This window comes from Primorskyibacter sp. S187A, assembly GCF_049800955.1.
Taxonomy (GTDB): Bacteria; Pseudomonadota; Alphaproteobacteria; order Rhodobacterales; family Rhodobacteraceae; genus JAKVBH01.
Map to the genome: position 1 here is coordinate 974,267 of NZ_JBNAGA010000002.1, position 24,462 is coordinate 998,728.

Genomic DNA, 24,462 nt, shown 5'->3' on the forward strand with positions numbered 1-24,462 from the left:
CATTACGGAACTCACGAGAGAGCAGGTGCTTGGCAGTGTTTTCGTAATCGAGGTTTTTTGCGAAGTGCTATAGGCTGCGCGCATGTCTTTTATGTATGCTTTGAGATCTGGGTTTGGCCTCTGTCTGATCGGTGTGGGGCTGATGTCCTGCAGCACGGTCGAGGAGGGGCCGCCAACACGGCCTGCCGCGGAGCAGACCTGCGCACCGGGCGCGCATGAGGCGCTTTTGGGCGCATCGGTGGCGGCGGCAGCTGACATAGCGGATCCAAAACGTATTGTGCGGCCCGGCAGCGCGCTGACGATGGATTATCGCCCCGACAGGACGAATATCGAGGCGGATGAGAGCGGGCGCATCACACGTATCTGGTGTGGATGACTCGACTCACGAGCGGCAGTGTTCTATCTCGAAACGAGAGAGAACATATAGTGAACATGTGCTGCCAGCATGCCTCAACGTCGTATCTTATCGCTCTGGTTTCCGCGGCTTGGCGCGGAGCGCCTGCTCCGGCAGATGCGCGGGGATGCACAGCTGTTTGCCGCGCCGCTGGCGATCATTGACCGGGTTGGCAATCGCGATCAGATTTCTTCGCTGTCTCCGGCCGCTGCGGAGGCGGGGCTACAGGTTGGCTTCAGTCTGCGGGATGCCTGCGCAATATGTCCTGAGCTTGTCACACGGCGGCGCAATCCGCATATCGAGGCGCGGTTTTTGGGCGTCCTGCAGCGTTGGGCTGGTCGGTTTTCGCCCTGGGTCACGCGGGATGGCGAGGATGGGCTTTTGCTGGATGTGACAGGATGCACGCATCTGTTCGGTGGCGAAGAGCAGATGGTGGCGCAGCTGGCAGACGAGGGCCACGCTATGGGCGTGAGCGTGCATGCGGGTCTGGCGGATACGCGGGGCGCGGCCTGGGCTCTGGCGCGGTTTGCAGGGCAAAGCGCCGGGTCTGACCGTTCTGGTGATGCGATTGATATGGAAGCGCGGGCCACCCGGTCGCGCGCGGCAAAGCGGCGTCATTGGGAGCGGGGCGGGTCGGCTGTGAGCCAACCATCGCAGGGCGCAGATACAGGGCAGAGCGCCAGCCGGGGGCGGATCGCGCCGCCTGGTCAAACCCATAGCGCGCTGGCCGCTTTGCCGATTACCGGGCTGCGGCTGGAGAGCGACACGACAGCGGCGCTCACGCGCCTCGGGTTGCGCCAGATCGGTGATCTTGTGGGCCAACCGCGCGCGGCTCTGGCGCGGCGCTTTGGCAAGGCGGTCGTTCTGCGTTTGGATCAGGCGCTGGGGGCGGCCCCTGAGCCTGTCTCTCCTGCGGCGCCGGAAGAGGTTTTTGCCCTGCGGCTCACATTGCCCGATCCGATTGGCCTGGTTGAGGATGTCACGGCGGCCATTGATCGCCTGCTGCCGCCGCTTTGTGAGAAATTGCGCAGCAAAGGAAAGGCCGCGCGCGGTCTGGTGCTGGAGGCACATCGCGCGGATCATACGATGCAGCGTGTCCATATCCGGCTCGCGCGTCCGTCTCATACGCCTGCACGCCTGCGTGGCCTGCTGTTGATGAAGCTGGACGACATCGACGCAGGCTTTGGCATCGATATGCTGCGCCTCGTCGCCAGCGAAGTGGAAGTGGTGCAAGCCCGCACACAGGTGGGGCATGGCGAGGCCGGACGCGCTGTGGCGGCCCGTCTGGAAGCGAATACGGCGCTTGATGATCTGATCGGACGCATTGGGGCCCGGGTCGGGCTTGAGCGCGTCACACGGCGGGTCCCGGCGCAAAGCCATCTGCCGGAGAAATGCGCAAACATCACAGCGGCGGCCTTCTCTGAGGCCGCGACCACATGGCCCGCGCCGGCCCGTCCGCGCCCTTTGCGCTTGTGGCGCCCTGAGCCCGTTGATGCGCCTGACATGCCACGGCTGCCCGAGCAGTTTCGCTGGCGGCGTCGTCACCTCACTCTGGCGCATGCGCGCGGTCCGGAGCGTATTGCGCCGGAATGGTGGCTGGATGCACCGGAATGGCGCTCAGGGCAGCGCGATTACTGGGATGTCGTGACAGAGGAGGGTGAACGGCTCTGGCTTTTCTACGCCCATGGCGCGGAGATGTCCTCGGGCTGGTTTTGCCATGGCTCGTTCATGTGATGCCTGAAGATAAGACGCATCACGTCCTCAAGGCCGCGCGCATCTCCCGTTCCAACGCATCGAGAAAGCGGGCGCGATCTGCTTTCGAGAAAGGCTTGCCGCCGCCCTGACGGAAGGGATCTGCCGCCCGCAAATCGGTCATCAGATCGCGCATGGCCAGCGCCTCTTTGACATTCCGGCCATCCAGCCGCTCGCCTGAGTGTTTGAGAACCCGCGCTCCCGCCTCGACACATTTTGCCGCCAGTGGGATGTCGCCCGTGATGACAATGTCGCCCGGGCCCGCGCGTTCGGCAATCCACATATCCGCAACATCTGGCCCATCGGGCACGATCACCACCTCCACCAGAGGATTGTCCGACAGGCGCAAACCACCATTGGCCACAAGCTTCATCTGGACCTTGTGGCGCGTGGCGACGCGCTCCGCCTCCGCCTTCACGGGACAGGCGTCGGCATCAATAAAGAGGATCGTCATGCCCAGAGATGCTCTGCATGGAAGGTAACGTGATCCTCCATGAAGGTAGAGACAAAGAAGTAGCTGTGGTCATAGCCTTTTTGCAGCCTGATCTGCGCCTCAAGACGTTTTTCGGCGAGCGCATGAGCGAGGGCTTCCGTCTTGAGAAGATCGCCGAATTGATCGTCCGTCCCTGTGTCGATCAGCGTTGGCGGCAGTGCCTTGCCTGCGCGCACGAGCTCTGTGGCATCATGGGCGGTCCAGCGTGCCTCGTCAGAGCCCAGATAGGCGCTCAACTGTTTGCGCCCCCAGTCGCTTGCGGTGGGGTTGCAGATGGGCGCAAAGGCAGAGACGGAGCGGAAGCGCTCTTCCTGCCCCAAAGCCAGCGTCAATGCGCCGTGACCACCCATCGAATGACCGGTGATCCCCTGACGCTCTGCATCAATGGGAAAAGCATCTGCCAGCAAGGCTGGCAGTTCGTCCATGACATAGCTGCGCATCTGAAAATGTGGCGCCCAGGGCGCTTGCGTTGCATCCACGTAAAAGCCGGCGCCTTGCCCCAGATCATAGGCGTCGTCATTGGCGACGCCATCGCCGCGTGGTGAGGTGTCGGGAAAGACAAGGGCGATCCCCTGTTCTGCGGCATGGGCCTGTGCGCCTGCCTTGACCATGGCATTCTCATGGGTGCAGGTCAGTCCAGAGAGATACCACAGCACGGGCACGGGCCCGTCGTTTGCCTCCGGTGGCAGGAAGAGCCCAAAGGTCATATCAACCGCACAGGCTTTTGAGGCATGGCTCACCACCAGCTGGCGGCCCCCGAAGCAACGGTTGTCAGCTTGAATATCCATGGAAGGCTCCTGTTGTCGGGCATGCGCGCAAGACGATGCCGCGCTGCCAAGTGTTTGTTGGACCAAACGCTGAAGGTTTGGTCTGGGTCAAGCGGTGGTGACCAATCCGATGGCGACCGAGACTGTCACAATGGAGATCACCGTTGAAATCAAAATCGCCGCAGACACCCTTTGGGGCGCAACGCCATAGTGTTGGGCAAGGATGAAGACGTTGCCCGCGACGGGAAGTGCGGCAGCTGCGATGGCCACAGAGGCCGTGTAGGCATTCGTGGGAAACAGGATCAAAACACCCATCGCCACGAAGAGCGGGTGCAACACCAGTTTGCAAAAGCTCAGCCAACCGGCGATCTCGATGCGCTCGGCAGATTTGCTGGCCAGTGATGCGCCAATGGCAAAAAGCGCGCCCGGCGTTGCTGCGCCGCCCAGAATGCCCAGAAAATCATTCAATGGTGCAACAAGGCCAAAGCCGGTGGAGGCCCAGATCAACCCCGCGCTGATCGAGACGATCATCGGGTTTTTCAGCAATCCCATGCCAACTGTCTTGAGGATGGAGAGAGACATCTGTCCGTCCCGCGAGCCAGTGATGAGGATGACGATGAGCGAGGAGAAAACGATGAGATCGACCGCGAGGATCATCATGACCGGGCCAATCGCCGCTTCGCCCATCAGGAGAACCAACATGGGCGCGCCGAGAAAACCGACATTGCCAATGACCGCGCATTGCGCCTCGACCGCACAAGTCTCGACATTCAGGCCTCTGAAAAAGCCAACAGCAGTTGCCAGACCGTAGACGAAGGCTGTTCCCCAGAGATATCCCGCGATCAATCGGGCATCAAAGACGTCTGCCAAGCTCAGATTGGCCGCGAAGCGAAACAACATCGCAGAGAGCGCGAAGTAGAATACGAATTTCGTGAGGTAGGCTGTCGCCTCTTCGGAGAAAAACTTCGTGCGCCCGGCCCAGTACCCCAGCCCGATGATCGCAAAAAACGGCAAGGTTTTGAAAAATATCTCAACCATGCCGCCTTGGGTATCACTTGGGGCCGTGTGGTCAACGGTGCAACGTGCCTTCTTCTTTCGAGGCGGGCCGGGGGCAGGTGAAAAAATGAACTATGTAGTTTAGTTTTGCCTTGCAAAGTGAACTGATAGGTTTAGATATCAACTGAACCGAATAGTTTACTTTGGAAAATGGAAGGATACCCCATGAAACTCCTCGCAACAGCGCTCATGACCGCTCTTGTTCTCGCAGGCCCCGCAGCGGCGTTTGGGCCAACTATGACACTGCCCGTTCTGGAATTTCCGCAGGATACCGGCACTCTCTCAACGCAGGGCTGCAGCGAGGTTGTCAAAGCCTGCAAATAGCGCCGTCGCTTGCCGTAACTGAACTGAACGGTCTATAGTCGGACCAGCAAGGGGAGACGACATGGCAGCTGATGGTGGACAAGCCGCGAATGCACGAGGGGATGCGCCGAAAGTGCGGCGCGGCCGCAAGTTCGACCAGGTCCTCGCAGGCGCGCGCGATGTGTTCATGGCCCATGGCTTCGAAGGGGCCAGCGTTGACGACATCGCCCGCGCGGCCGGCGTGTCCAAGGCGACGCTCTACAGCTACTTCCCGGACAAGCGTCTGTTGTTCAGCGAGGTTGCGTCATGCGAATGTACGCGACTGGCGGCGATGGCGATGGATACAATCGATATGACCGCGTCGCCCGCCATCGTTCTGGAGCAGATCGGGCGGCATTTCCTTGATTATATCACCTCCGATATCGGCCAATCGATTTTCCGGATCTGCGTCGCGGAATCGGATCGTTTTCCCGATATTGGTCAGCAGTTCTATGAAAGCGGGCCAATGGTTTTGCGCGCTGCGATGGTTGATTACCTACACGGCGCGGCCGAGCGAGGTGAAGTCAGCATTGACGATTTCGAACTGGCCGCGGAACAGTTTGGCGAGCTTTGCAAAGCCGATATCTGGCTGCGCCTGACCTTCAATGTCTCGAAATCCGTCACTCAGGCGGAAATTGATCGCGTTATCGAGAATGCGGTTGCGACGTGGCTGGCACGCTTCGGAACCTGAACGCTCACACCAGTTTTCGAAACATCACGAGCGCATCTGCGAAGCTTCCACAGGGCTGTCTGAACGCCGACGGCACGCGCCCTACTGTCTCAAAACCAGCGTGCTCCCAAGTGGCCACGGCCCGCGTATTGCTCGCCACGACGAAGTTGAACACCATGCCTGTGAAGCCCAGCGTCGGGGCTCTTTGCAAGGCATCTGTCAGCATCGCCCGTGCTATGCCGCGCCCGGTTTGGCCCGGCGCCGTAACAAATCCGCAATTGCAATAATGCGCGCCGCCACCGGGGCGGTTGCGTTGGATGTAATATGTGCCCGCGATCTCACGGCCAATCCGCACGATGAAGACATGCTCCGCCAGCCAATACGCCAGCGCAGCATCGCGGGAAATGTCAGGGTCAATCGCATAGGTATCGCCTGCGCGAAACACGGGCTCCAATATGGCCCATATGTCTCCGGCATCCTCCGCAGTCGCCGCTTCTATGCGCAGCGCCGTCTTCATCTTGCCGAATAAACTCCCCCCGGAGGGCCGCCCAGCCACAAAGCCGTGCGGCCTGCTAGTGTCGTGCTCAATAGACCACAACAGAGCGGATCGATTCGCCCGCATGCATGAGGTCAAAGCCCTTGTTGATGTCATCAAGGCTCAGCGTGTGTGTGATCATTGGATCGATCTCGATCTTTCCGTCCATATACCAATCCACGATCTTGGGTACATCTGTCCGACCGCGCGCGCCGCCAAAGGCCGTGCCGCGCCAGACCCGGCCCGTCACAAGCTGGAAGGGACGCGTGGCGATTTCCGCACCTGCGGGGGCTACGCCGATGATGATCGATTCGCCCCACCCTTTGTGCGCGCATTCCAAAGCATCGCGCATGACCTGCACGTTGCCCGTGGCATCAAACGTATAGTCGGCGCCGCCCTTTGTCAGTTCCACGAGATAAGGCACGAGCGCGCCGTCGATCTTCGAGGGATTGACGAAATCGGTCATGCCGAATTGGCGGGCCATGGTTTCCTTGTCGTCATTGAGATCCACCCCAACGATCTGGTCCGCGCCGGCAAGGCGCAGGCCCTGGATCACATTGAGACCAATGCCGCCCAGACCAAAGACCACAGCGCGCGATCCAATCTCGACCTTGGCCGTATTGATCACCGCCCCGATCCCTGTCGTCACACCGCAGCCGATGTAGCAGACCTTGTCAAAAGGCGCGTCGGGCCGAATTTTGGCGAGGGCGATTTCCGGCAAGACCGTGTGATTGGAGAAGGTCGAGCATCCCATGTAATGGAGAATGGGCGTGCCATCGAGCATGGAGAAACGAGATGTGCCATCGGGCATGACACCTTTGCCCTGCGTTTCCCGGATCGCCTGACACAGGTTGGTCTTGGGATGCAGGCAATACTCACAGGTTCTGCATTCCGGTGTGTAAAGCGGGATCACGTGATCGCCGACCTTGAGGTCTTTCACGCCCGGGCCGCATTCGACGACCACGCCTGCGCCTTCATGACCCAGAATTGCAGGGAACATGCCCTCGGGATCTGCGCCCGAGAGGGTAAATTCGTCGGTATGGCAGATGCCGGTCGCCTTGATCTCAACCAGCACTTCGCCCTCTTTGGGCCCGTCGAGATTGACGTCCATGACTTCTAGCGGTTTTCCGGCCTCAAGGGCCACTGCAGCACGCGTGCGCATCAGCTGTCTCCTCCCTGTTTTGCGCGACACTGCGTCAAAGACTGCGAGCGCGCAACACCTAAGCGCCATGTCGTGTGCGTCCTTGTGCGCGGCGCGGTTTTGACGATGCGGTGAAATTTTCGTCTAAGACGTTGACCTTCGCAGCCTCTCCCTCGCAAGATACGGGTGAATCGTGAAAAAGCGATCGCCCCGGTATGAGGGCAAAGGGAGGAACATCGTTGGCATCATCTCGTTCAGGCGCAGAGACTCTGCGCTCGATCCCCGCGCTTTTGATGCGCAACGCGACTCAACATGCCGCGCGCGCTGCGTATCGCGAGAAAGAATACGGAATCTGGCAAAGCTGGAGCTGGGCCGAGACAGCCGAGGAAGTTGAAAATCTTGCGCTTGGACTTCTGAACCTGGGCGTTGCCGAAGGCGACTACGTGGCCATCATCGGCCGCAATCGTCCGTACCTCTATTGGTCCATGGTTGCAGCGCAATCTGTAGGCGCGATCCCGGTTCCGCTTTATCAGGACGCGGTTGCCGAAGAGATGGCCTATGTGCTCGATCATTGCGGCGCACGCTTCGTTATTGCCGCGGATCAGGAGCAGGTCGACAAGGTCATCGAAGTGCAGGAGCGCCTGCATCAGTTCGAACATATGATCTATCTCGATCCGCGTGGGCTTCGGAAATACGATCATACCAAGTTGCATCAGTTCAGCCATGTGCAGGAGCAGGGACGTGCGGCGCGCGATGAACTGACACCGGAGCTGGACCGCCGCCGGAATGCGCTGGAGTATGATGACACCTGCGTGATGCTCTACACATCCGGGACAACGGGCAAACCAAAGGGCGTTGTCCTGTCCAACCGCAATATCATTGAGACGGCCAAAGCTTCCTCTGACTTTGATCATCTCAACGTAGGCGACGAGGTCTTGGCCTATCTGCCCATGGCGTGGGTAGGCGATTTCATCTTTTCCATCGGTCAGGCGTATTGGACAGGGTTCTGCGTAAACTGTCCCGAAAGCGCGGAGACGATGATGACGGATCTGCGTGAAATCGCGCCGTCTTATTACTTTGCCCCGCCGCGTGTATTTGAAACGCAGCTGACGCAGATCATGATCCGTATGGAGGACGCGAGCCCGCTCAAGAAGCGCATCTTCGATTATTTCATGGGCCATGCGCGTAAAGTGGGCCCGAAGTTGCTTGATGGCGAAGCCGTCGGGCTTGGCGCGCGGATGCTCTACCAACTGGGTGAACTCACGACCTATGGGCCGCTGAAGAACGCTTTGGGCTTTTCGAAAGTGCGCGTTGGCTACACGGCCGGTGAGGCGATTGGGCCGGAGATCTTCGATTTCTACCGCTCGCTGGGGATCAACCTGAAACAACTTTACGGCCAGACGGAAGCCAGCGTCTTCATCACACAGCAGCCCGATGGAGAAGTGCGCTCGGACACAGTTGGCATTCCCTCGCCTGGCGTTGAGATCCGGATCGCCGAGAACGGTGAGGTCTTTTACCGGTCTCCGGGCACTTTTGTTGAGTATTACAAGAACGCCGAAAGCACAGCGGATACCAAGGACCCGGAAGGCTGGGTTGCGACCGGGGACGCGGGGTTCATCGAGAAAGACACTGGGCATCTGCGCATCATTGATCGCGCCAAGGACGTCGGCCAAATGGCCTCCGGCGCGCTCTTTGCGCCGAAATACGTCGAGAACAAGCTCAAGTTCTATCCGAATATCCTTGAAGTCGTTGTCTTTGGCAGCGGTCGGGAAGAGTGTACGGCGTTCATCAATATTGATCTCACGGCGGTGGGCAATTGGGCCGAGCGAAACAATATCGGCTACGGCAGCTATCAGGAGCTTGCCGGGCATCCGCAGGTGCTGGAAACGATCAAGTCACATGTGGAAGAGACGAATGTCTCAGTGGCCGAAGACGACATGTTGTCGGGCTGTCAAATCCATCGCTTCGTGGTGCTGCACAAGGAGCTCGATGCTGATGATGGCGAGCTGACGCGGACACGGAAGGTGCGCCGCCGGATCATTGAGGAGAAATTCGCGGACATTATTGCGGCGCTGTATGATGGCTCCGAGGTGGTCTCGACCGAAACGGAAGTCACCTATGAGGATGGCCGCAAGGGATCCATCAAGGCCACGCTCAAGGTCATGGATGCGAAAACAGTGCCGGTCACTGTTCAGAAAGTGGCCGCAGAATGACGCGTGACGTGCGCGCGGACGCGCGACACCCCACCCGCCATCCCGCTGCCTCCGGCGGGCGTGTTTTGAGCCAGAAGAAGGAGTGTGTCCTTTGAAAGACACCGAGGGATACATCACAGCCGATGGACGCCAGATCGGTGGCACGCTCATGGAGCTGAAGAACATCACGCTGCGTTTTGGCGGGGTGGTCGCGATCAAGGATATCTCTTTTGACATCCATGAAGGCGAGGTGCGCGCGATCATTGGGCCCAACGGGGCCGGTAAGTCCTCGATGCTCAATATCATCTCGGGGTTTTATACACCTTCCGAGGGTGAGGTCTGGTACAAAGGCTCGAAGCGCCCGCCGATGAAGCCTTTTGAGGTTGCGCGGATGGGCGTGGCGCGAACCTTTCAGAACATTGCGCTCTTTGAGGGCATGTCCGTTCTCGACAATGTCATGACAGGTCGGTTGACCCATATGCACGCCTCTGTTCTCAGCCAGGCGATCTGGTGGGGCAAAGCGCGCGAGGAAGAGATGGCGCAGCGCGAGAAGGTCGAGCGGGTCATTGATTTTCTCGAGATCCAGCACATCCGCAAGACACCAGTAGGCCGCTTACCTTATGGACTCAAGAAACGCGTCGAGCTTGCCCGCGCGCTGGCGGCGGAGCCGTCGCTGTTGCTGCTCGATGAGCCTATGGCGGGGATGAATGTGGAGGAGAAAGAGGACATGAGCCGCTTTATCCTTGATGTGAACGACGAGTTCGGCACGACGATCTGTCTGATTGAGCATGATATGGGGGTCGTCATGGACCTCTCGGACCGCGTGGTCGTGATGGATTACGGCAAGAAGATCGGTGATGGCACGCCTGATGAGGTGCGCAACAATCAGGACGTCATCGACGCCTATCTGGGGGTGGCGCATTGATAGGGATTGTTGAGATGGGGGCTCTGCCCCCGGCGCTTCCGCGCCTCCCCCGAGGTATTTTGAGACAAAAGAAGTTGATGGGTGTGATCACCCATGGGAGGCAAGATGCTCGCTGATATCTTCATCAATCCGTTTGTGGACATGGTGCAGGCGCCGGACTTCCTGATGCAGGTGCTTTGGGAGGGGCTGGTTTCGGGCATTCTTTATGCGTTGATTGCGCTCGGGTTTGTCTTGATCTTCCGTTCCAGCCGCATTTTCAACTTTGCGCAGGGGATCATGGTGGTCTTTGCGGCGCTCACGTTGGTGGGCCTGCATGCGTATGGGATCCCGGCGTGGATCTCGGTCTTGCTGACGCTTGGGGTCATGTACGGGTTGGCGGTCTCGATTGAGAGGGTCGTGCTCAGGCCGCTTGTCGGCTCGCCGGACATCATCCTCTTCATGGCCACCATCGGGGTTACGCTGTTCCTGATCGGGTTTGGCGAGATCATCTTCGGCGGTGAAAACAAGGTGATGATCACCTCGGAACTGGGCATTCCGACGGGCGATACGGTACTCGAGCCTTTTGATGGATTGCTGATTTTGCAGCATCTGGACATCACGGTTGTCGTCGTGGCGACGCTGCTGGTTGGGGCGTTGCTGGCGTTTCTCAACTACACCTCCATGGGGCGCGCCATCCGTGCGCTGGGCGATGATCATCAGGCGGCGCTGTCAGTGGGGATTTCGCTCCAGACGATCTGGGTATTGGTGTGGTTCATCGCAGGTATCATCGCGCTTGTGACAGGCATTGCCTGGGGCGCGCGGGCGGGGGTTTCCTTTGCCTTGGAGGTTATTGCGTACAAGGCGCTGCCGGTGCTGATGCTGGGCGGTTTGGAATCGATTACGGGAGCCATTGTCGGCGGGCTGATGATCGGGATGCTCGAGAAACTCTTCGAGATTTACTGGGGCCAGCCCCTGCTGGGGGGCAATACCGAAACCTGGTTTGCTTTCGTTTTGGCGTTGGTGGTTCTTCTCTTCCGTCCGCAGGGGCTCTTTGGGGAGAAGATCATCGAGCGGGTCTAGAGCAGCGCGGGGCGCGCTGCAGACCACTCGGACGACACTTCAAGGACAAGACACATGGCCAAGGTAATCGCACTTCTCAACACAATCGCCTGGATGGGCTTCTGGGCCTTTGGCTACATCGCCTTCACGACCTCCCCTGAGCAGCCGACCAATATGGTCATGGCAGCCTTGCTGGCCGCGATGGGCGGTGCTTTTGGTCTTTGGGCGTATTTCTGGCTGATCCGTCATTCAGAGGCCACAGGCTATGCCAAGCCCCGCAACAGGGCCCGGCTCAGCGAGGAGGCGGTCTGATGCTGTATCGTACGGCTGGGCAATTCAAGACCTCCTATCAGGCAGACCAGGCGCTGTTTCCGGTCCGGCAGGATGCTGTCCTGCTTTTGATCATCCTCGGCTTTGCCTATGTGATCTTTCCCCTCACAGCGTCCGAGTTTGCCTTTCAGACCTTGGGCATTCCGATCCTGATCTACGCGCTGGCGGCCATGGGGCTGAACATCCTGACGGGATATGCGGGGCAGCTTTCGCTGGGCACAGGCGCGTTCATGGGCGTGGGCGCTTATGCGTGCTACAAACTGATCACGATCTTTCCATGGATGAACCCGATTGCCGCGATTTTGCTCTCTGGGGTCTTCTCGGCGGGCATTGGTGTTTTGTTCGGCATACCCAGCTTGCGCATCAAAGGCTTCTACCTGGCCATCGCGACGCTTGCGGCACAGTTTTTCCTCGTCTGGCTCTTCGAGAAATGGGCGTGGCTTTACAACTACAACGCGTCAGGCGCGATTCAGGTGCCCAACACAACCAGCTTTGGCGTGTACCTCACGGGACCGCTCGCCAACTCCGTGACGCAATACTACATCGTGCTGGGGATTGTGACCCTGATGACGGTGCTCTGCATCAACCTCACGCGCGGCAATCTCGGGCGCATGTGGAAGGCGACGCGGGACATGGATATTGCGGCGGAGCTCATCGGGATCAACCTGATGAAGTCCAAGCTGATCGCCTTCGCCATCTCGAGCTATATCGTAGGCGTGGCTGGCGCGCTTTTCGTCTTCATGTGGCGCGGGGCGGCGGAGCCGAACCTCTTTGATATTCCGCTGTCCTTTGATGTGCTCTTCATTGCGATCATCGGCGGGCTGGGCTCGATCCTTGGCAACTACCTTGGAGCGATCCTGATCGTGGGCTTGCCTGTCTTGCTCAACACCGTCCCCGCAGCACTTGGGCTTGATATCAAATCGGCGACAGTGGAGCATATCAACATCATGATCGTGGGAAGCCTGATCGTCTTCTTCCTGATCATCGAGCCGCATGGGTTGGCGCGCCTTTGGCAACTCATCCGCGAAAAACTCATCATCTGGCCATTCCCGCACTAGGGGCGGCCCAAACAACCAAGACCTTTATCCAATGGGAGGATATCAATGAAACACTGGACCAAGCTCGCGGCAGCCGCCGCAGCCACGGCCCTCATCGGCAGCGCGGCTGTCGCGGAGAGCCTGTATACGCCCAACCTCAGCTATCGGACGGGCCCGTTTGCTTCGACCGGCATTCCGCTCATGAACGGTCAACGTGACTACATGCTGATGCTCAATGCCCGCGATGGCGGGATTGGCGGCGTTGCGGTTGATTTCGAGGAATGTGAGACGGGCTATTCCACCGAGAAGGGCGTGGAATGCTACGAGAAGACAAAGTCCAAGGCGATTGTGACGCAGCCGTGGTCCACGGGGATCACGTTGCAGGTTCTGCCCAAGACCAATGTGGATCAGATCCCGATTCTGGCCCCCGGTTATGGCTTCTCGCCGATGTCCGATGGCTCGGTGTTCCAGTGGGCGTTCAACATGCCTGGTGGGTATTTTGATGCGGCGTCCATGATCCTCACAGAACTTGGCGGCGGTGATCAGGCAGGTCTTGCAGGCAAGAAGATCGCTTTCCTGCACCTCGATCACCCTTACGGCAAAGAGCCGATTCCCTATCTGCAGCTGAAGGCTGAAACCCATGGCTTTGAGCTTTTGCCGATCCCGGTTGGCCTTAAAGAGATGCAGAACCAATCCGCGCAATGGCTGCAAATTCGCCGTGAGCGTCCTGATTTTGTCGTGATGTGGGGGTGGGGCGCGATGAATGCGGGCGCCATCACCGAAGCCGTCAAGACGAAGTATCCGATGGATCAATTCGTTGGTGTCTGGTGGGCCGGTCACTCTGATGACCTGCAACTCGTGGGCGAAGAGGGCGCGGGCTACCGTTCGATTTCCTGGTCCCTGCCCAATTCGGAATCACCTGCGATGAAGGCGATTCAGGAGCATGTTGTGGCCAAGGGCAAATCGCTGGCCTCTGAAGAAGAGATCTCCGAAGTGTTCTATCAGCGCGGTGTTGTGATGTCGGCGATCCTCGCCGAGGGCATCATGAATGCGCAAAAGGAATACGGCACGGCAAATATCGACGCATCACAACTGCGTTGGGGCCTGGAGAATATCAATCTGACGGAAGAGCGGATTGACGAGCTTGGGATCACTGGCATGGTGCCGCCTTTCTCCACATCCTGCTCGAACCATACCGGCCATGCCGGCGGTTGGATGCTGGAATGGAACGGTTCGGAATTTGTCAAAGCCTCCGATCTGCTCAAGCCGGATCTCGAAGCGATCACGCCGCTCATTCGGGCCAAGGCTGCGGAATATGCGGAAGCAAATGCCCCGTGGCCCACAAATGACAGCTGCGATGCCATGAACTAAGGACCCTGGTCCTGCCACCGGCGGCTTTTTGGGCCGCCGGTGGTTTTTGCGTATTTTCAGCCAGAAGAAGCGGATGGTGTGAACGATGTTGGATGCCGGACAAACGGAAGACGCGCTCCTCGAAGTGAACAATATCGAGGTTATCTACAACCACGTTATTCTGGTGCTTAAAGGCGTGAGCCTGTCTGTTCCCAAGGGGGGCATTACGGCGCTTCTGGGCGGGAACGGCGCGGGCAAGACGACGACTCTCAAGGCGATTTCCAACCTGCTGCATTCCGAGCGCGGCGAGGTTACCAAAGGGACGATCCACTATCGGGGGGAGCGCGTACAGGATCTTGATCCGGCGGCTTTGGTCAAAAAGGGTGTCATTCAGGTCATGGAAGGGCGCCATTGCTTTGAGCACCTAACCGTTGAGGAAAACCTCCTGACAGGGGCCTACACGCGGCGAGATGGCAAAGGCGCGATCGAGGCCGATCTGGATATGGTCTACACCTATTTCCCGCGCCTCAAAGAGCGGCGTCGGTCGCAAGCCGGGTTTACGTCAGGCGGCGAACAGCAAATGACGGCTGTTGGGCGCGCATTAATGTCAAAGCCGGAGACTATTCTGCTGGATGAGCCATCCATGGGGCTGGCCCCGCAATTGGTTGAAGAGATTTTCGGCATCGTGAAGAGCCTCAACGAGAACGAAGGCGTGAGTTTTCTCTTGGCGGAGCAAAACACGAATGTCGCGCTGCGGTTTGCCCATTACGGGTATATTCTGGAAAACGGGCGCGTCGTCATGGACGGGCCCGCAGAGGATTTGCGCGAGAACCAGGACGTGAAGGAATTCTATCTTGGTGTCTCCGATGAGGGGAAGAAGTCATTCCGCGATGTGCGGTCTTACCGTCGTCGCAAGCGGTGGCTGGCGTGACGGCGGACAAAGTTGCGTGTCGGACGCCCGCTGAGGGCAAGGACGGCGTAACCAACATTCCTGTCTGGAAATTCGAATTGCTGAGGGCGGCAATTCTCGCGGAACTGGGCAAGGGCACAATCGCCTTCAGTGCGCTTAGGACACGCCTTTCCAAGGGGATTGCCAAAGCAGACCACGACAGGTTGGGATCGCTGGGCTGGCATACCACTGTTGTTAGGCATGCAATGGGCTGGCGCGGCGAGGGGATCCGGCGCCTGGGCGTCTCGCCGCAAGTGATTACCCAGGGGTGGAAAGCTCCTTGCTCATGACCGTGTCAGGAGATCTCTGCAAGCAGGGCGCTGCGCATCTCTTCGATGCGAGCACGGGCCTCGGAGAGCGTATTTCGGATATTGGGCTCAAATCCTTGAGACCGTGCGCGCATGCGAATGTCGTCCTCTGTTTCCGATCCAGCCGCAAACCTGACCGATCCCAGCGAGGCGGCTTTGTTGAGCCGTTTGCCGCGGTGGGCATATCTCACCCAGGCGGCGGGCAAGATCTCACAGCCATTCAGGTTCACAAGGAAAAACCACTTTCGGTCGCTCTCGATGATCCGAGCTTCGATGTGGTCATAGACGTCATCTACATCGCGGGAATGATGGAAGGTCATGTTGGAGAAATCAGCCGACATGATCACTGTGGATTCGTCGAATGTGATGCGTTCCGCGATCTCTCGTTGGGTGTAGTTCGGCTGATCGGAGATGTGACGGGTCTTGCGGGTCGAGGGCAATTCGGCAATGCGCGCGAGGGCCGCTGCGCGATTGTCAAAGAGATTGGGATCAAAGGCCTCTGTATTGGCCGCGCGCTGGATTTGTCGCCGCGTCTCGTCGGAGGCATCAAAGCGCACCGAACCCATCGAATGGGCGTGGTTCAGGACCTTGCCGCGTTTGCGATAATCGTACCATGCGTCGGGTTCGATACGGGTGCCGTTGAGATTGACGAGGAAAAACCACTTGTCTTCTCCGCTGGCGGCAATGCGTTCTTCGAGACGATCGTAGAAGAGGTTAACGGTTTCGGCCGTGTCAAAATCGAAGTTGGAGAAATCGGCTTCCATGGTTTTAAGCGTGTCATGAAAGACGATGCGCGCATCGAGCGCCGCGCGCGAAAGGTCTTGCGCCATGGCAGGCGCAGTCGTTTGTGTCATCGTATTGTCCCCCGCAGGCGCCTGTTTTCGGCCCCTAGTGCAATACCACCTATACACGAAAACTGTGGATCGGCCTACCGAGCACGTGGCCGCCCCATGAGATAAGCGAGAAAGTGAGCATGGATACGCATTTTGATGATCTCGAAACCCGTTCGCAGGATGCGCGGGAGGCGGCTCAATTGACGGCGTTGAACGCGCAGCTGGATTTGCACGGCCTCACCCCGCTGGCGGATCTGACGGAATTGGTGCAACTGCCGGTACTGCGCAAAGCAGATCTTGTCTCACGTCAGCAAGAGGCCCCGCCGTTTGGCGATATCCCGGTGCAGAACGTCGTCCATGTGTTTCAATCCCCCGGACCGATCTACGAGCCGGGCGGCATCAGTTTTGATTGGTGGCGATTGGGTCGTTTCCTGCATGCGGCGGGCATTGGGTGCGATGATCTCGTGCAAAACTGTTTTGGTTATCACATGACGCCCGCAGGCATGATCTTTGAGAACGGCGCGCGCGCTGTTGGGGCGCGCATCTTTCCCGCAGGCACGGGCCAGACGGAATTGCAGGTGCGCGCGGCGGCCGATCTCGGCGTGACGGCCTATGCAGGAACGCCTGATTACTTGAAGGTGATCTTGGAAAAAGCAGACGAGATGGGCGTTGCTTTGAACCTGCGCAAGGCAGTGGTCTCGGGCGGGGCGTTGTTCCCGTCCTTGCGTCAGAGCTATGCCGACGCAGGCATCTCGTGTTTGCAATGTTATGCGACCGCGGATCTTGGCAATATCGCTTATGAGAGCCCTGCGATGGAGGGCATGATCCTTGATGAAGGTGTGATCGTTGAGATTGTGACGCCCGGAACAGGCGATCCTGTGCCAGACGGGGAGGTTGGCGAGGTCGTCGTGACCTCTCTCAACCCGGATTATCCGCTCATTCGTTTTGCGACGGGGGACATGTCCGCCATCCTGCCCGGGCAAAGCCCTTGCGGGCGGACCAATGCACGTATCAAGGGGTGGATGGGCCGCGCCGATCAGACGACCAAGATCAAGGGCATGTTCGTCCGGCCCGAACAGGTCGCCGAACTGGTCAAGCGCCATCCTGAGGTGCAGCGCGCGCGGGTTCTGGCGCAGCGCAGCGGCGATGCCGATCATATGGTCGTGCAATTCGAGGCGGAGGACGCCGATGCTGACGGTCTCGGCGCGACGGTGCGCGATGTCCTGAAGCTGCGCGGGGATGTGGAGATCGTGGCCCCCGGCGCCCTGCCGCGCGATGGCGTGGTGATCGAGGATCAGCGCACCTACGAATGAGGCCCTGCGGGTCTCACTGCTCGGCGTCAGTCTCCACCACGAAGATCACCTCCATCTCGCCCGCGTTCTGGAAAACGAATGTGGTGGGGATCCTGTCGCCCTTGGCGAAGCCGTCCTCGGCCAGCCCGTCAAAGAAGACATGCAGCGCCTCGGCCGTCAGAGTCACGGACCCGCCGCGCGGGATCGCCAGCCGATCTACGGGCACCAGCCGCATCTCGTCACCGACCTCGACCCGGTGGCGCAGGGTCACGGTGTCGAAGGGGCCGCGAATATCGGTCAGCTTCTCGGTCTCGTCGGTCTGGTTGCGGATGGTCAGCATGCCGATGGCGCTGGTGGCCCCGGCTTGGGTGGGCGGCGCGTAGGGATGCTCGACAAACAGCCCGCCGATATTGAATTCATGGGCCAGCGCCGGCCCTGCCAGCGCCAAAGCGCCGATCAAGGCCGCTGCGCGTGTTGTTCCATGGATCATCTGTGCCCTCCAAACCTTTCTGCGAGATAGGCAGACGCGGGGGGATGTCTAGCGGCGGGAATGCAAAAAGCCGGGCGAAGGCGGCTCTTTTTCCGTAGGGCATCCCGCAAGTGCGGCGCACCGAAATGCAAAACCGCCCCGGGGGGCGGTTTTGGCATTCAACGATTGATCAGCTTGGCAGATCAGCCCTGACGCGCTTTGAAACGGCGCTGGGTCTTGTTGATGACGTATACGCGGCCCTTGCGGCGCACCCAAATGCAAAACCGCCCCTGAGGGCGGTTTTGGCATTCAACGATTGATCAGCTTGGAAGATCAGCCCTGACGCGCTTTGAAACGGCGCTGGGTCTTGTTGATGACGTATACGCGGCCCTTGCGGCGCACAACGCGGCAATCGCGGTGGCGGTTCTTGAGCGAGCGGAGCGAGTTCTTGACCTTCATGGTCCTTCTCCTCATCTGCGGCGCTCAAACCCCATATGGTGGGCGCCTGGGTTTCATTGTGGCGCTAAGCGCCGGAATATCATGGTGGGCGATACAAGGTTCGAACTTGTGACCCCTTCGATGTCAACGAAGTGCTCTACCACTGAGCTAATCGCCCCCGGTGCCTCGCTCCATGCCCCAATAAAATGGGGCGCGGATCTCCGCGCCAGTCCGCGCGTCTATAAATAGGATTCTGAAAGGGATCAAGGCCTTTTGGGTTTGGTAAAAAACGGTCTATGTTTGCTGTATTACAGCACAATCGGAGCGCCCCGTGCCCAAGATTGCCTATCATGTCGATTTACCGGACCGTTGGACATCGCCTGCGGTCTTCGCGTCGCCGCATAGCGGGCGCGACTACCCTTGGAATTTCCTGCGTCGGACGGTTCTGGATCAGCATTCGATTCGCACTTCAGAGGATGCATATGTGGACCGCTTGTTTGATGCAGCGCCCAGTTTTGGTGCGCCTTTTATCCGAGCGGGCGCGCCGCGTGCCTATGTGGATCTGAACCGCTCGCGCGACGAGTTTGATCCGGCCCTGATCGAAGGCGTGCGCAAGCAGGGGCATAACCCCCGTGTCGCATCGGGGCTGGGTGTTATTCCGCGTGTCGTGGCGAATGGTCGGGCCATATATAGAGGCAAATTGTCGAAGGCGGAAGCGCTGGCGCGGATCGAGGACATCTGGGTGCCCTACCATGATCAACTGCAACTGCTGTTGGAAGGGGCCAAGGCGCGGTTTGGACAAGCCATCCTGATCGATTGCCACTCCATGCCCCATGAAGCTGTCGAGTCCATCGCACGTGCCGGGGCACGCAGGCCGGAGATCGTTCTGGGCGATCGCTTCGGCGCATCCGCGACCGGTGATCTCATGGACCGGATTGAAAGTGCCTTTACCGGGGCGGGGCTGACCGTTGTGCGCAACTCCCCCTTTGCGGGTGCATATATCTGCCAGGCCTACGGACGTCCGTCGCGCCGCCAGCAAGCGATCCAGATCGAGATCGATCGTGCGATCTACATGAACGAACAGGCGATCCGACCAAATTCGAACTTTCAGGCCTTCCGCAAGCTGCTGCGCGGTGTGATTTCAGACATCACATCCATCGGGAGCCAAACGCTTCCACTCGCCGCAGAATAGCGCCGGATCAGAACACGGGAGAGTGTCTTTGTTCAACGCGTTTGCCCGGTTCGTTCAACGCCCAAATCTGAGGTTTGTGCCGCACCAGCCGACATTGCGCGCGATCTTTGAAACGCAAGCGGTCTTGACCTATCGCAGGGCAAGGGGCGTTCGCGTGACGCGCAAGACCTATGGCGGTGTAGAGGGCTTGGAGATCGCGCCGGAGGGGCATTCAGGCCCGGCGTCCGTTCTCTACATGCACGGCGGCGGTTTTACGATTGGCAGCGCGCGGACCCATAAATGGATGGTGGCCCGCATCGCCAAAGCCTCTGGCCGTTCCATCTTTTCGGTGGACTACCGATTGGCGCCGAAACACCCCTTTCCAGCGGCCGTCGATGACTGTGAAGCGGCGTTTGATGCATTGGCTGTGCATGGCCCTGTTGCGGTCGCCGGAGATAGTGCAGGCGGGTGTCTGGCTCTAGGTTTGTGTGCCACACGGCGACCGGAACGGGCCGTCCTGTTGTCGCCTGTGGTCGACTTCGCCGGTGGGGAGGGGGACTACAGCCGCGAAATCCTGCTACCCCGGGCTTGGGTCAACCGGGCGTTTCGGCATTATGCCGCGGGAGCGGATCCGGCCGACCCCCGGCTGTCTCCCATTCGCGCAGATCTGAGCGCGGCGCCGCCCATGCTGGTCGAAGTGGCTGAAGGCGAGATGTTGGAGTCTCACAGTCGCCGGGTTTTGGAGGTCATCCCGCATGCGCGCCTGGAAGTGACGCCGGGCGTCGCTCATGTCTGGCAGTTGAACGCGGGATGGATGGCGCAAGCCGATGCGTCTGTTGCGCGCATCGGGGCTTTCTTGCGCGCAGGGCTCTAGCGCAGGGACCGGCCTTTCAGGATGGCATCGGGGCCGAATTTTGCGCGGATGCGGTCGGTGGCGCGTTCGGCATCCGCGCGCTTGCTGGCGCCGGGGTCCAGCAGATCTGCAGAGCGATCCGCTTCATTCTCGGCGACGATATCCGACAGGCCGCAGCCGAGCAGGCGGAACGGGCCTTTGTCCTTGACCGTATCAAACAGCGCACGGGCCTCTCTATAGATCCGGTCTGCCATATGCGTGGCATCGCGCAGCGCGTGTCGTCTTGTGATGGTTTGGAAATCCGATTGCTTCAATTTGAGCGTCACCACGCGACCGGCCAGTCCCTTGGCCTTGGCGCGATCCGCCACCTTTTCGGCCATACGCCAGAGATGGCCATCGAGAAGCTCGGGATCAGAGGTGTCCTCATGAAACGTCGTTTCGTTGGAAATCGACTTCATGGGGCTGTTGCGCGAAACACGCCGCGCATCCTGCCCCCGCGCGAGGCGATGCAGGCGCAGGCCCATTGAGCCGAAACGTTGCACGAGGTCTTTTTCGTCCCAACGGAGCAGGTCGGTGAAGGTGTGAATGCCTGCGCGATCGAGGGCGCTTTGTGTGGCAGCGCCGACGCCCCAGATCATCCGGACGGGTTTTTCCGCCAAGAAAGCCATCGTCTCGGCCTTACCGATCACCGAGAAACCATAGGGTTTGTCCAGATCAGAGGCGACCTTGGCGAGGAATTTGTTGTGGCTCAGGCCGATGGAGCCTGTCAGGCCCAGCTCGTCTCGCATGCGCCGGATCAGGCGCGCGAGCATCACAGCGGGCGGCGCGCCGTGCAGGCGTGCTGTCCCCGTGAGATCGAGGAAGGCCTCATCAAGCGACAAGGGCTCGATAGCTGGTGTGAGCTCTTCCATCATGGCGCGGATCGCGCGGGAGGCATCGACATAGGCCTGCATGCGCGGCTTGATGATCACGGCGTCTGGGCAGAGTTTGAGCGCCTGAAACATCGGCATGGCCGAGCGGACGCCCCGGATGCGCGCGACATAACACGCCGTCGAGACGACACCGCGCCGCCCCCCGCCGATGATGACGGGTTTGTCCGCGAGGCTTGGGTCATCGCGTTTTTCCACCGAGGCGTAGAACGCATCGCAATCCATATGTGCAATGCTGAGATCCCACAATTCGTCATGGGACACGACGCGCCGCGACCGACAGGCGGGGCAGAGCGCGCCGGTGTCGAATTCCTGCAGGCAATCGCGGCAAAGTGTTGGCATGGCTGGTGTTCCTCAACCCGCACAGTATAGGCTGAAAGAATGACGGATACGACATGGTTCAACGGCTCGAAATGCGCCGTGTTTGTCGGCAGCAGGCTTGTCGTGCTGCGGCGCGATGACAAGCCGGATATTCCTTATCCGGACCGTTTGGATATCCCCGGCGGCGAACGTGAACCTGGCGAAACCCCTGAAGAAACGGCTGTTCGCGAAATTCGTGAGGAGATCGGTCTGGAGCTGGATGTGTCTTTGATGAAAGACGGTCGCACCTATGAAGGCCCGTTTGGTCGGAGCTGGTTTTTCGTGGCGCATCTGCCTGCTGAGGCGGAGGCGGACATCGTCTTTGGCGACGAAGGGCAGGGCTGGGCGCTCATGACATGCGCTGAGTTTGTCTCGCATCCTGATGCTATTGGCCATTTGGCCGATCTGGTGCGCCGCCTTGCGGCACCGCCGCCCGATGCGCGCGGCTAGATGTTGGTCTGGTGCGCCTACGGGCTGATCATCTCGCTGAGAATGGCCTCTGCCGCAGCGCGCGGGGAGGGCGCGGTGTGGATCGGGCGGCCCACGACGATATGATCGACCCCATCGGCAATGGCTTGCGCGGGTGTCGCGATGCGCTTTTGATCTCCCACGGCAGCCCCTGCCGGGCGCACGCCGGGCGTGACGATCAATCGTCCGTCTGCCTCTGGTAGCGCGCGGATCAATGCGGCTTCCTGTGGTGATGCAATAACCCCATCGGCGCCCGCCTCAAAGGCGCGTGCGGCGCGCGTCGCAACGAGCTCAGGCAGATCGCCCTGCCGGACCAGGCTGGCATCAAGATCGGCGCGATCAAGCGAGGTCAGAATGGTGACGGCCATGATCTTCAGGTTTGAGCCCGACGCCCCTTCTTTTGCGGCGCGAACGACGTGTGGATCGCCGTGCACTGTCAGCAAATCGAGGTCGAATTGGGCCAGTCCGCGCACCGCGGCCTCGACAGTGGCTCCGATATCGAAGAGCTTCATGTCCAGAAAAATGCGTTTGCCGCGTTCGTCCTTGAGTTCCTGGGCCAGTGCCAGCCCGCCGCCGGTGAGCATGCCAAGGCCGATTTTATAGAAGCTGACCGCGTCGCCCAGTTGATCTGCGAGCTGCAATCCGGCAACGGCATGGGGCACATCGAGCGCAACGATCAGGCGGTCATCGGATTGTGGCATGGCTGGCTCCTGTTCTGACTGTCTGCGCAGCTAGAGGGCGCGCGCGGGCCCGTCAAGGCGCATCGCGCTCTGTATCAAGGGCCTGGCGGACCTTCTCCAGCTCAGGCAATGCTTGGGCAAAAGGGGCAATGCCGAGGTCTTTCAGTGTCGGTGCAAGCGCTTGCTGTAACGTCTGCGAGATGTCGCGCTGGAAGGCTCGTCCGGGCTCTGTGATACGCGCAATCTTGGAGCGCTTATCGTCCGGGTTGGGGCTTAGAACAACGAAGCCGTGGCCTTCCAAGCCCGCCAGCATGTGGCTCATCGAGGTCTTTGGAACCTGAAAGGCCTGTGCCAATTGCAATGGGGTTTCGCCGTCCGGGCGGCGCTCCAGATGGCCCAAGAGGCCAAACTGCGTCGCGCTCATCCGCCCGGGCAGATAGCTCTCCAGTTTGGTCGAGATCAATTGCTGGATGATCCCGACCTCCGTGAAGAAGCGAAACACGCATGTTAGATCGTCATCAGGTGCCATTCATGATCCGCGACTCCAAAGGCCACCGCGGCGTTGGTATCGCGCCGCTGCCAAATCCCACTCGCAGCAACATTTGCACTGTGTGGCCTTCGGGCACAAGCAAGCGGTGGGCCAGCGCATATTCATCCGCCATTTCAGGAAATTCCTGCAATGCCTGACTGACGGGATGCAGGCCGACGCCCATCTCCGTTGCCTGAAGATACAGACGCATGAGCGTCCGTCCGGCCTCTATCTGATCGAGACGTGTGTTGGTGGCGCTGCTCAGTACGGCGAAATGCGGCGTTGCATCGAGCATTGTGAGATAATCGGCCAGAAAGGCCTGATTGCCGGGGTGGCTGGTATCGGCAAGCATGTCATTGCGCAGCAATCCGGTGATCCTGAGGGCTTCAAAGAGCGGCTCGCGCAGTTCGATCCCATCGGGATTGGCATTGATCTCGGCTTTTCCGATTCGCATCAGGTCAACGGATTCCTGAAACGTGCGCGGTGTCATGACCTCGATCTGGAACGCGCGCTTTGTCATTTCGCGCAGTTCTGCCACCTGCGCGTCATCGCGGATGAGCGTGGCGTATTGGCCAAGCGCGCCTGCTTCTTCTGCATTGAGGCGTCGGTCCGTGTAAGGCGTCTTCGTCGAATGCCGGTTCAGGATGTGCGCGGCGAGCGGATCGGGCGCGCCGCCTTGGCGAAAGACCGCATAAGCGACGGGGCCGTCTTCTCCCTCGGGATACAGATCCAGATCGACCTCTTGCCCCTGTGCGCTTGCGGCGAGTGTCATAGTTTCAAGAAATGCGCCCAGTCCAATGGTCAACTGGCGCTGATGAGGGTCCGTCATCGGCAGATCACGGTCTTTGTCGCGGTAAATCCGCACGGAGTCCTGCCCCACAAGTTCGATGAGCCAAGGCTGCCTGTTGTGGGGATTGGGCGCGAGAATGGCGTAGGAGAGTGCGGCTTTGCGTGGGTCTGAATAGGCTGCCGGCGTCCAGGGGGCCAAAGCGGCCGTGGGGGTGCGTGTGGCAAGAAAGGCGCCGGTGCCGCCTGCGGCCAGGATGCTGCCGCCTCCCAGCAGTTTGAGAAAGGAACGTCGTGTGGTCATGTGGCTCTCCATTGATACGATATCGCACTATAATGGTACGAACTCGCACTAAGTCAAGAAGAGACGCATGT

The 24,462-nt window shown here is 59.7% G+C and carries 29 protein-coding genes and 1 tRNA gene; 16 read left to right on the forward strand and 14 right to left on the reverse strand.

Annotation, left to right across the window (positions count from 1 at the left end; all coding sequences use genetic code 11):
• The first annotated feature begins 82 nt into the window (after nucleotides 1-82).
• Together ACP15S_RS15745 and ACP15S_RS15750 are read left to right on the forward strand one after the other, a co-directional pair.
• Entirely contained in the window at nucleotides 83-376 is a 294-nt protein-coding gene (locus tag ACP15S_RS15745) for an I78 family peptidase inhibitor (protein ID WP_425040592.1), read from the forward strand.
• Nucleotides 377-445: 69 nt separating this feature from the next.
• On the forward strand, nucleotides 446-2,128 hold the full coding sequence (locus ACP15S_RS15750; RefSeq protein WP_425040593.1) for a Y-family DNA polymerase: 1,683 nt from the start codon (nucleotides 446-448) through the stop codon (nucleotides 2,126-2,128).
• A 19-nt stretch (nucleotides 2,129-2,147) separates the two neighbouring features.
• On the opposite strand, the gene ACP15S_RS15755 is transcribed toward ACP15S_RS15750, so the two are convergent.
• The 3 genes from ACP15S_RS15755 to ACP15S_RS15765 all read right to left on the reverse strand — a co-directional run bounded on the left by ACP15S_RS15755 (nucleotide 2,148) and on the right by ACP15S_RS15765 (nucleotide 4,444).
• Nucleotides 2,148-2,600, reverse strand: coding sequence for a YaiI/YqxD family protein (locus ACP15S_RS15755; RefSeq protein ID WP_425040594.1), 453 nt, complete (start codon nucleotides 2,598-2,600; stop codon nucleotides 2,148-2,150).
• Nucleotides 2,597-3,427: an S-formylglutathione hydrolase gene (gene fghA, locus ACP15S_RS15760; RefSeq protein ID WP_425040595.1), complete on the reverse strand. Its 831-nt coding sequence runs from the start codon at nucleotides 3,425-3,427 to the stop codon at nucleotides 2,597-2,599. Before fghA ends, ACP15S_RS15755 begins: the two co-directional genes overlap by 4 nt.
• An 87-nt stretch (nucleotides 3,428-3,514) precedes the next feature.
• Nucleotides 3,515-4,444 (reverse strand): AEC family transporter, encoded by a 930-nt coding sequence (locus ACP15S_RS15765; protein ID WP_425040596.1) that lies wholly within the window; start codon nucleotides 4,442-4,444, stop codon nucleotides 3,515-3,517.
• 183 nt (nucleotides 4,445-4,627) lie between these two features.
• Here ACP15S_RS15765 and ACP15S_RS15770 point away from each other — a divergent pair, with 183 nt between their 5' ends.
• Nucleotides 4,628-4,786 carry a hypothetical protein gene (locus ACP15S_RS15770; RefSeq protein WP_425040597.1) on the forward strand — a complete coding sequence of 53 codons (159 nt, stop codon included), beginning with the start codon at nucleotides 4,628-4,630 and terminating at the stop codon, nucleotides 4,784-4,786.
• A 61-nt stretch (nucleotides 4,787-4,847) separates the two neighbouring features.
• A complete protein-coding gene (locus ACP15S_RS15775; RefSeq protein ID WP_425040598.1) occupies nucleotides 4,848-5,495 on the forward strand; it encodes a TetR/AcrR family transcriptional regulator in 648 nt (215 codons plus the stop codon).
• Nucleotides 5,496-5,499: 4 nt separating this feature from the next.
• Here the strand turns inward: ACP15S_RS15775 and ACP15S_RS15780 are convergent, their stop codons facing one another.
• Both ACP15S_RS15780 and ACP15S_RS15785 read right to left on the reverse strand, forming a co-directional pair.
• Entirely contained in the window at nucleotides 5,500-5,991 is a 492-nt protein-coding gene (locus tag ACP15S_RS15780) for an N-acetyltransferase family protein (protein ID WP_425040599.1), read from the reverse strand.
• A 67-nt stretch (nucleotides 5,992-6,058) separates the two neighbouring features.
• Nucleotides 6,059-7,171, reverse strand: a complete 1,113-nt coding sequence (locus ACP15S_RS15785) for an S-(hydroxymethyl)glutathione dehydrogenase/class III alcohol dehydrogenase (RefSeq protein WP_425040600.1) — start codon at nucleotides 7,169-7,171, stop codon at nucleotides 6,059-6,061.
• A 194-nt stretch (nucleotides 7,172-7,365) separates the two neighbouring features.
• Between ACP15S_RS15785 and ACP15S_RS15790 the strand changes: the two genes are divergently transcribed.
• The 8 genes from ACP15S_RS15790 to ACP15S_RS15825 all read left to right on the forward strand — a co-directional run bounded on the left by ACP15S_RS15790 (nucleotide 7,366) and on the right by ACP15S_RS15825 (nucleotide 15,261).
• Nucleotides 7,366-9,363 carry an AMP-binding protein gene (locus tag ACP15S_RS15790; RefSeq protein ID WP_425040601.1) on the forward strand — a complete coding sequence of 666 codons (1,998 nt, stop codon included), beginning with the start codon at nucleotides 7,366-7,368 and terminating at the stop codon, nucleotides 9,361-9,363.
• A gap of 148 nt (nucleotides 9,364-9,511) precedes the next feature.
• Nucleotides 9,512-10,267, forward strand: a complete 756-nt coding sequence (locus ACP15S_RS15795; RefSeq protein ID WP_425040919.1) for an ABC transporter ATP-binding protein — start codon at nucleotides 9,512-9,514, stop codon at nucleotides 10,265-10,267.
• Between the two features lie 105 nt (nucleotides 10,268-10,372).
• Nucleotides 10,373-11,326 carry a branched-chain amino acid ABC transporter permease gene (locus ACP15S_RS15800; protein ID WP_425040920.1) on the forward strand — a complete coding sequence of 318 codons (954 nt, stop codon included), beginning with the start codon at nucleotides 10,373-10,375 and terminating at the stop codon, nucleotides 11,324-11,326.
• 54 nt (nucleotides 11,327-11,380) lie between these two features.
• The gene (locus tag ACP15S_RS15805) at nucleotides 11,381-11,617 is read left to right on the forward strand and encodes a hypothetical protein (RefSeq protein ID WP_425040602.1); all 237 of its coding nucleotides are present in this window, start codon (nucleotides 11,381-11,383) and stop codon (nucleotides 11,615-11,617) included.
• Nucleotides 11,617-12,693, forward strand: coding sequence for a branched-chain amino acid ABC transporter permease (locus ACP15S_RS15810; protein WP_425040603.1), 1,077 nt, complete (start codon nucleotides 11,617-11,619; stop codon nucleotides 12,691-12,693). The genes ACP15S_RS15805 and ACP15S_RS15810 overlap by 1 nt, the downstream gene beginning before the upstream one ends.
• Nucleotides 12,694-12,738: 45 nt before the next feature.
• Nucleotides 12,739-14,043, forward strand: a complete 1,305-nt coding sequence (locus tag ACP15S_RS15815) for an ABC transporter substrate-binding protein (RefSeq protein ID WP_425040604.1) — start codon at nucleotides 12,739-12,741, stop codon at nucleotides 14,041-14,043.
• A gap of 85 nt (nucleotides 14,044-14,128) precedes the next feature.
• Nucleotides 14,129-14,953 (forward strand): ABC transporter ATP-binding protein, encoded by an 825-nt coding sequence (locus tag ACP15S_RS15820; RefSeq protein ID WP_425040605.1) that lies wholly within the window; start codon nucleotides 14,129-14,131, stop codon nucleotides 14,951-14,953.
• On the forward strand, nucleotides 14,950-15,261 hold the full coding sequence (locus ACP15S_RS15825; protein ID WP_425040606.1) for a DUF6958 family protein: 312 nt from the start codon (nucleotides 14,950-14,952) through the stop codon (nucleotides 15,259-15,261). The genes ACP15S_RS15820 and ACP15S_RS15825 overlap by 4 nt, the downstream gene beginning before the upstream one ends.
• Before the next feature lie 5 nt (nucleotides 15,262-15,266).
• Here the strand turns inward: ACP15S_RS15825 and ACP15S_RS15830 are convergent, their stop codons facing one another.
• Complete coding sequence (locus tag ACP15S_RS15830) at nucleotides 15,267-16,133, reverse strand: hypothetical protein (protein WP_425040607.1); 867 nt, start codon at nucleotides 16,131-16,133, stop codon at nucleotides 15,267-15,269.
• 119 nt (nucleotides 16,134-16,252) lie between these two features.
• Between ACP15S_RS15830 and ACP15S_RS15835 the strand changes: the two genes are divergently transcribed.
• Complete coding sequence (locus ACP15S_RS15835; protein ID WP_425040608.1) at nucleotides 16,253-17,425, forward strand: phenylacetate--CoA ligase family protein; 1,173 nt, start codon at nucleotides 16,253-16,255, stop codon at nucleotides 17,423-17,425.
• Between the two features lie 13 nt (nucleotides 17,426-17,438).
• Here the strand turns inward: ACP15S_RS15835 and ACP15S_RS15840 are convergent, their stop codons facing one another.
• The 4 genes from ACP15S_RS15840 to ACP15S_RS15855 form a co-directional block, all read right to left on the reverse strand.
• Nucleotides 17,439-17,894: a copper chaperone PCu(A)C gene (locus ACP15S_RS15840; protein WP_425040609.1), complete on the reverse strand. Its 456-nt coding sequence runs from the start codon at nucleotides 17,892-17,894 to the stop codon at nucleotides 17,439-17,441.
• A gap of 182 nt (nucleotides 17,895-18,076) precedes the next feature.
• Nucleotides 18,077-18,190 carry a ribosomal protein bL36 gene (locus tag ACP15S_RS15845; protein WP_425040921.1) on the reverse strand — a complete coding sequence of 38 codons (114 nt, stop codon included), beginning with the start codon at nucleotides 18,188-18,190 and terminating at the stop codon, nucleotides 18,077-18,079.
• 16 nt (nucleotides 18,191-18,206) lie between these two features.
• Nucleotides 18,207-18,332, reverse strand: coding sequence for a type B 50S ribosomal protein L36 (gene ykgO, locus ACP15S_RS15850; RefSeq protein WP_008562923.1), 126 nt, complete (start codon nucleotides 18,330-18,332; stop codon nucleotides 18,207-18,209).
• A gap of 82 nt (nucleotides 18,333-18,414) precedes the next feature.
• Nucleotides 18,415-18,489: transfer RNA gene (locus ACP15S_RS15855), tRNA-Val, on the reverse strand.
• Nucleotides 18,490-18,642: 153 nt separating this feature from the next.
• Here ACP15S_RS15855 and ACP15S_RS15860 point away from each other — a divergent pair.
• Both ACP15S_RS15860 and ACP15S_RS15865 read left to right on the forward strand, forming a co-directional pair.
• A complete protein-coding gene (locus ACP15S_RS15860; protein ID WP_425040610.1) occupies nucleotides 18,643-19,503 on the forward strand; it encodes an N-formylglutamate amidohydrolase in 861 nt (286 codons plus the stop codon).
• Nucleotides 19,504-19,657: 154 nt separating this feature from the next.
• Entirely contained in the window at nucleotides 19,658-20,356 is a 699-nt protein-coding gene (locus ACP15S_RS15865) for an alpha/beta hydrolase fold domain-containing protein (protein WP_425040611.1), read from the forward strand.
• Here ACP15S_RS15865 and ACP15S_RS15870 read toward each other — a convergent pair.
• Complete coding sequence (locus tag ACP15S_RS15870) at nucleotides 20,353-21,606, reverse strand: DNA polymerase IV (protein ID WP_425040612.1); 1,254 nt, start codon at nucleotides 21,604-21,606, stop codon at nucleotides 20,353-20,355. The genes ACP15S_RS15865 and ACP15S_RS15870 overlap by 4 nt on opposite strands.
• A 39-nt stretch (nucleotides 21,607-21,645) precedes the next feature.
• Between ACP15S_RS15870 and ACP15S_RS15875 the strand changes: the two genes are divergently transcribed.
• Complete coding sequence (locus ACP15S_RS15875) at nucleotides 21,646-22,074, forward strand: NUDIX domain-containing protein (protein ID WP_425040613.1); 429 nt, start codon at nucleotides 21,646-21,648, stop codon at nucleotides 22,072-22,074.
• A 17-nt stretch (nucleotides 22,075-22,091) separates the two neighbouring features.
• Here the strand turns inward: ACP15S_RS15875 and pyrF are convergent, their stop codons facing one another.
• Genes pyrF through ACP15S_RS15890 form a run of 3 tightly spaced genes read right to left on the reverse strand, consistent with a single transcriptional unit; the run spans nucleotide 22,092 to nucleotide 24,391 of the window.
• Nucleotides 22,092-22,793, reverse strand: a complete 702-nt coding sequence (gene pyrF, locus ACP15S_RS15880; protein ID WP_425040614.1) for an orotidine-5'-phosphate decarboxylase — start codon at nucleotides 22,791-22,793, stop codon at nucleotides 22,092-22,094.
• A 52-nt stretch (nucleotides 22,794-22,845) separates the two neighbouring features.
• Nucleotides 22,846-23,301 carry a MarR family winged helix-turn-helix transcriptional regulator gene (locus ACP15S_RS15885; protein ID WP_425040615.1) on the reverse strand — a complete coding sequence of 152 codons (456 nt, stop codon included), beginning with the start codon at nucleotides 23,299-23,301 and terminating at the stop codon, nucleotides 22,846-22,848.
• On the reverse strand, nucleotides 23,291-24,391 hold the full coding sequence (locus ACP15S_RS15890) for an Acg family FMN-binding oxidoreductase (RefSeq protein ID WP_425040616.1): 1,101 nt from the start codon (nucleotides 24,389-24,391) through the stop codon (nucleotides 23,291-23,293). The genes ACP15S_RS15885 and ACP15S_RS15890 overlap by 11 nt, the downstream gene beginning before the upstream one ends.
• Nucleotides 24,392-24,462: the final 71 nt, after the last annotated feature.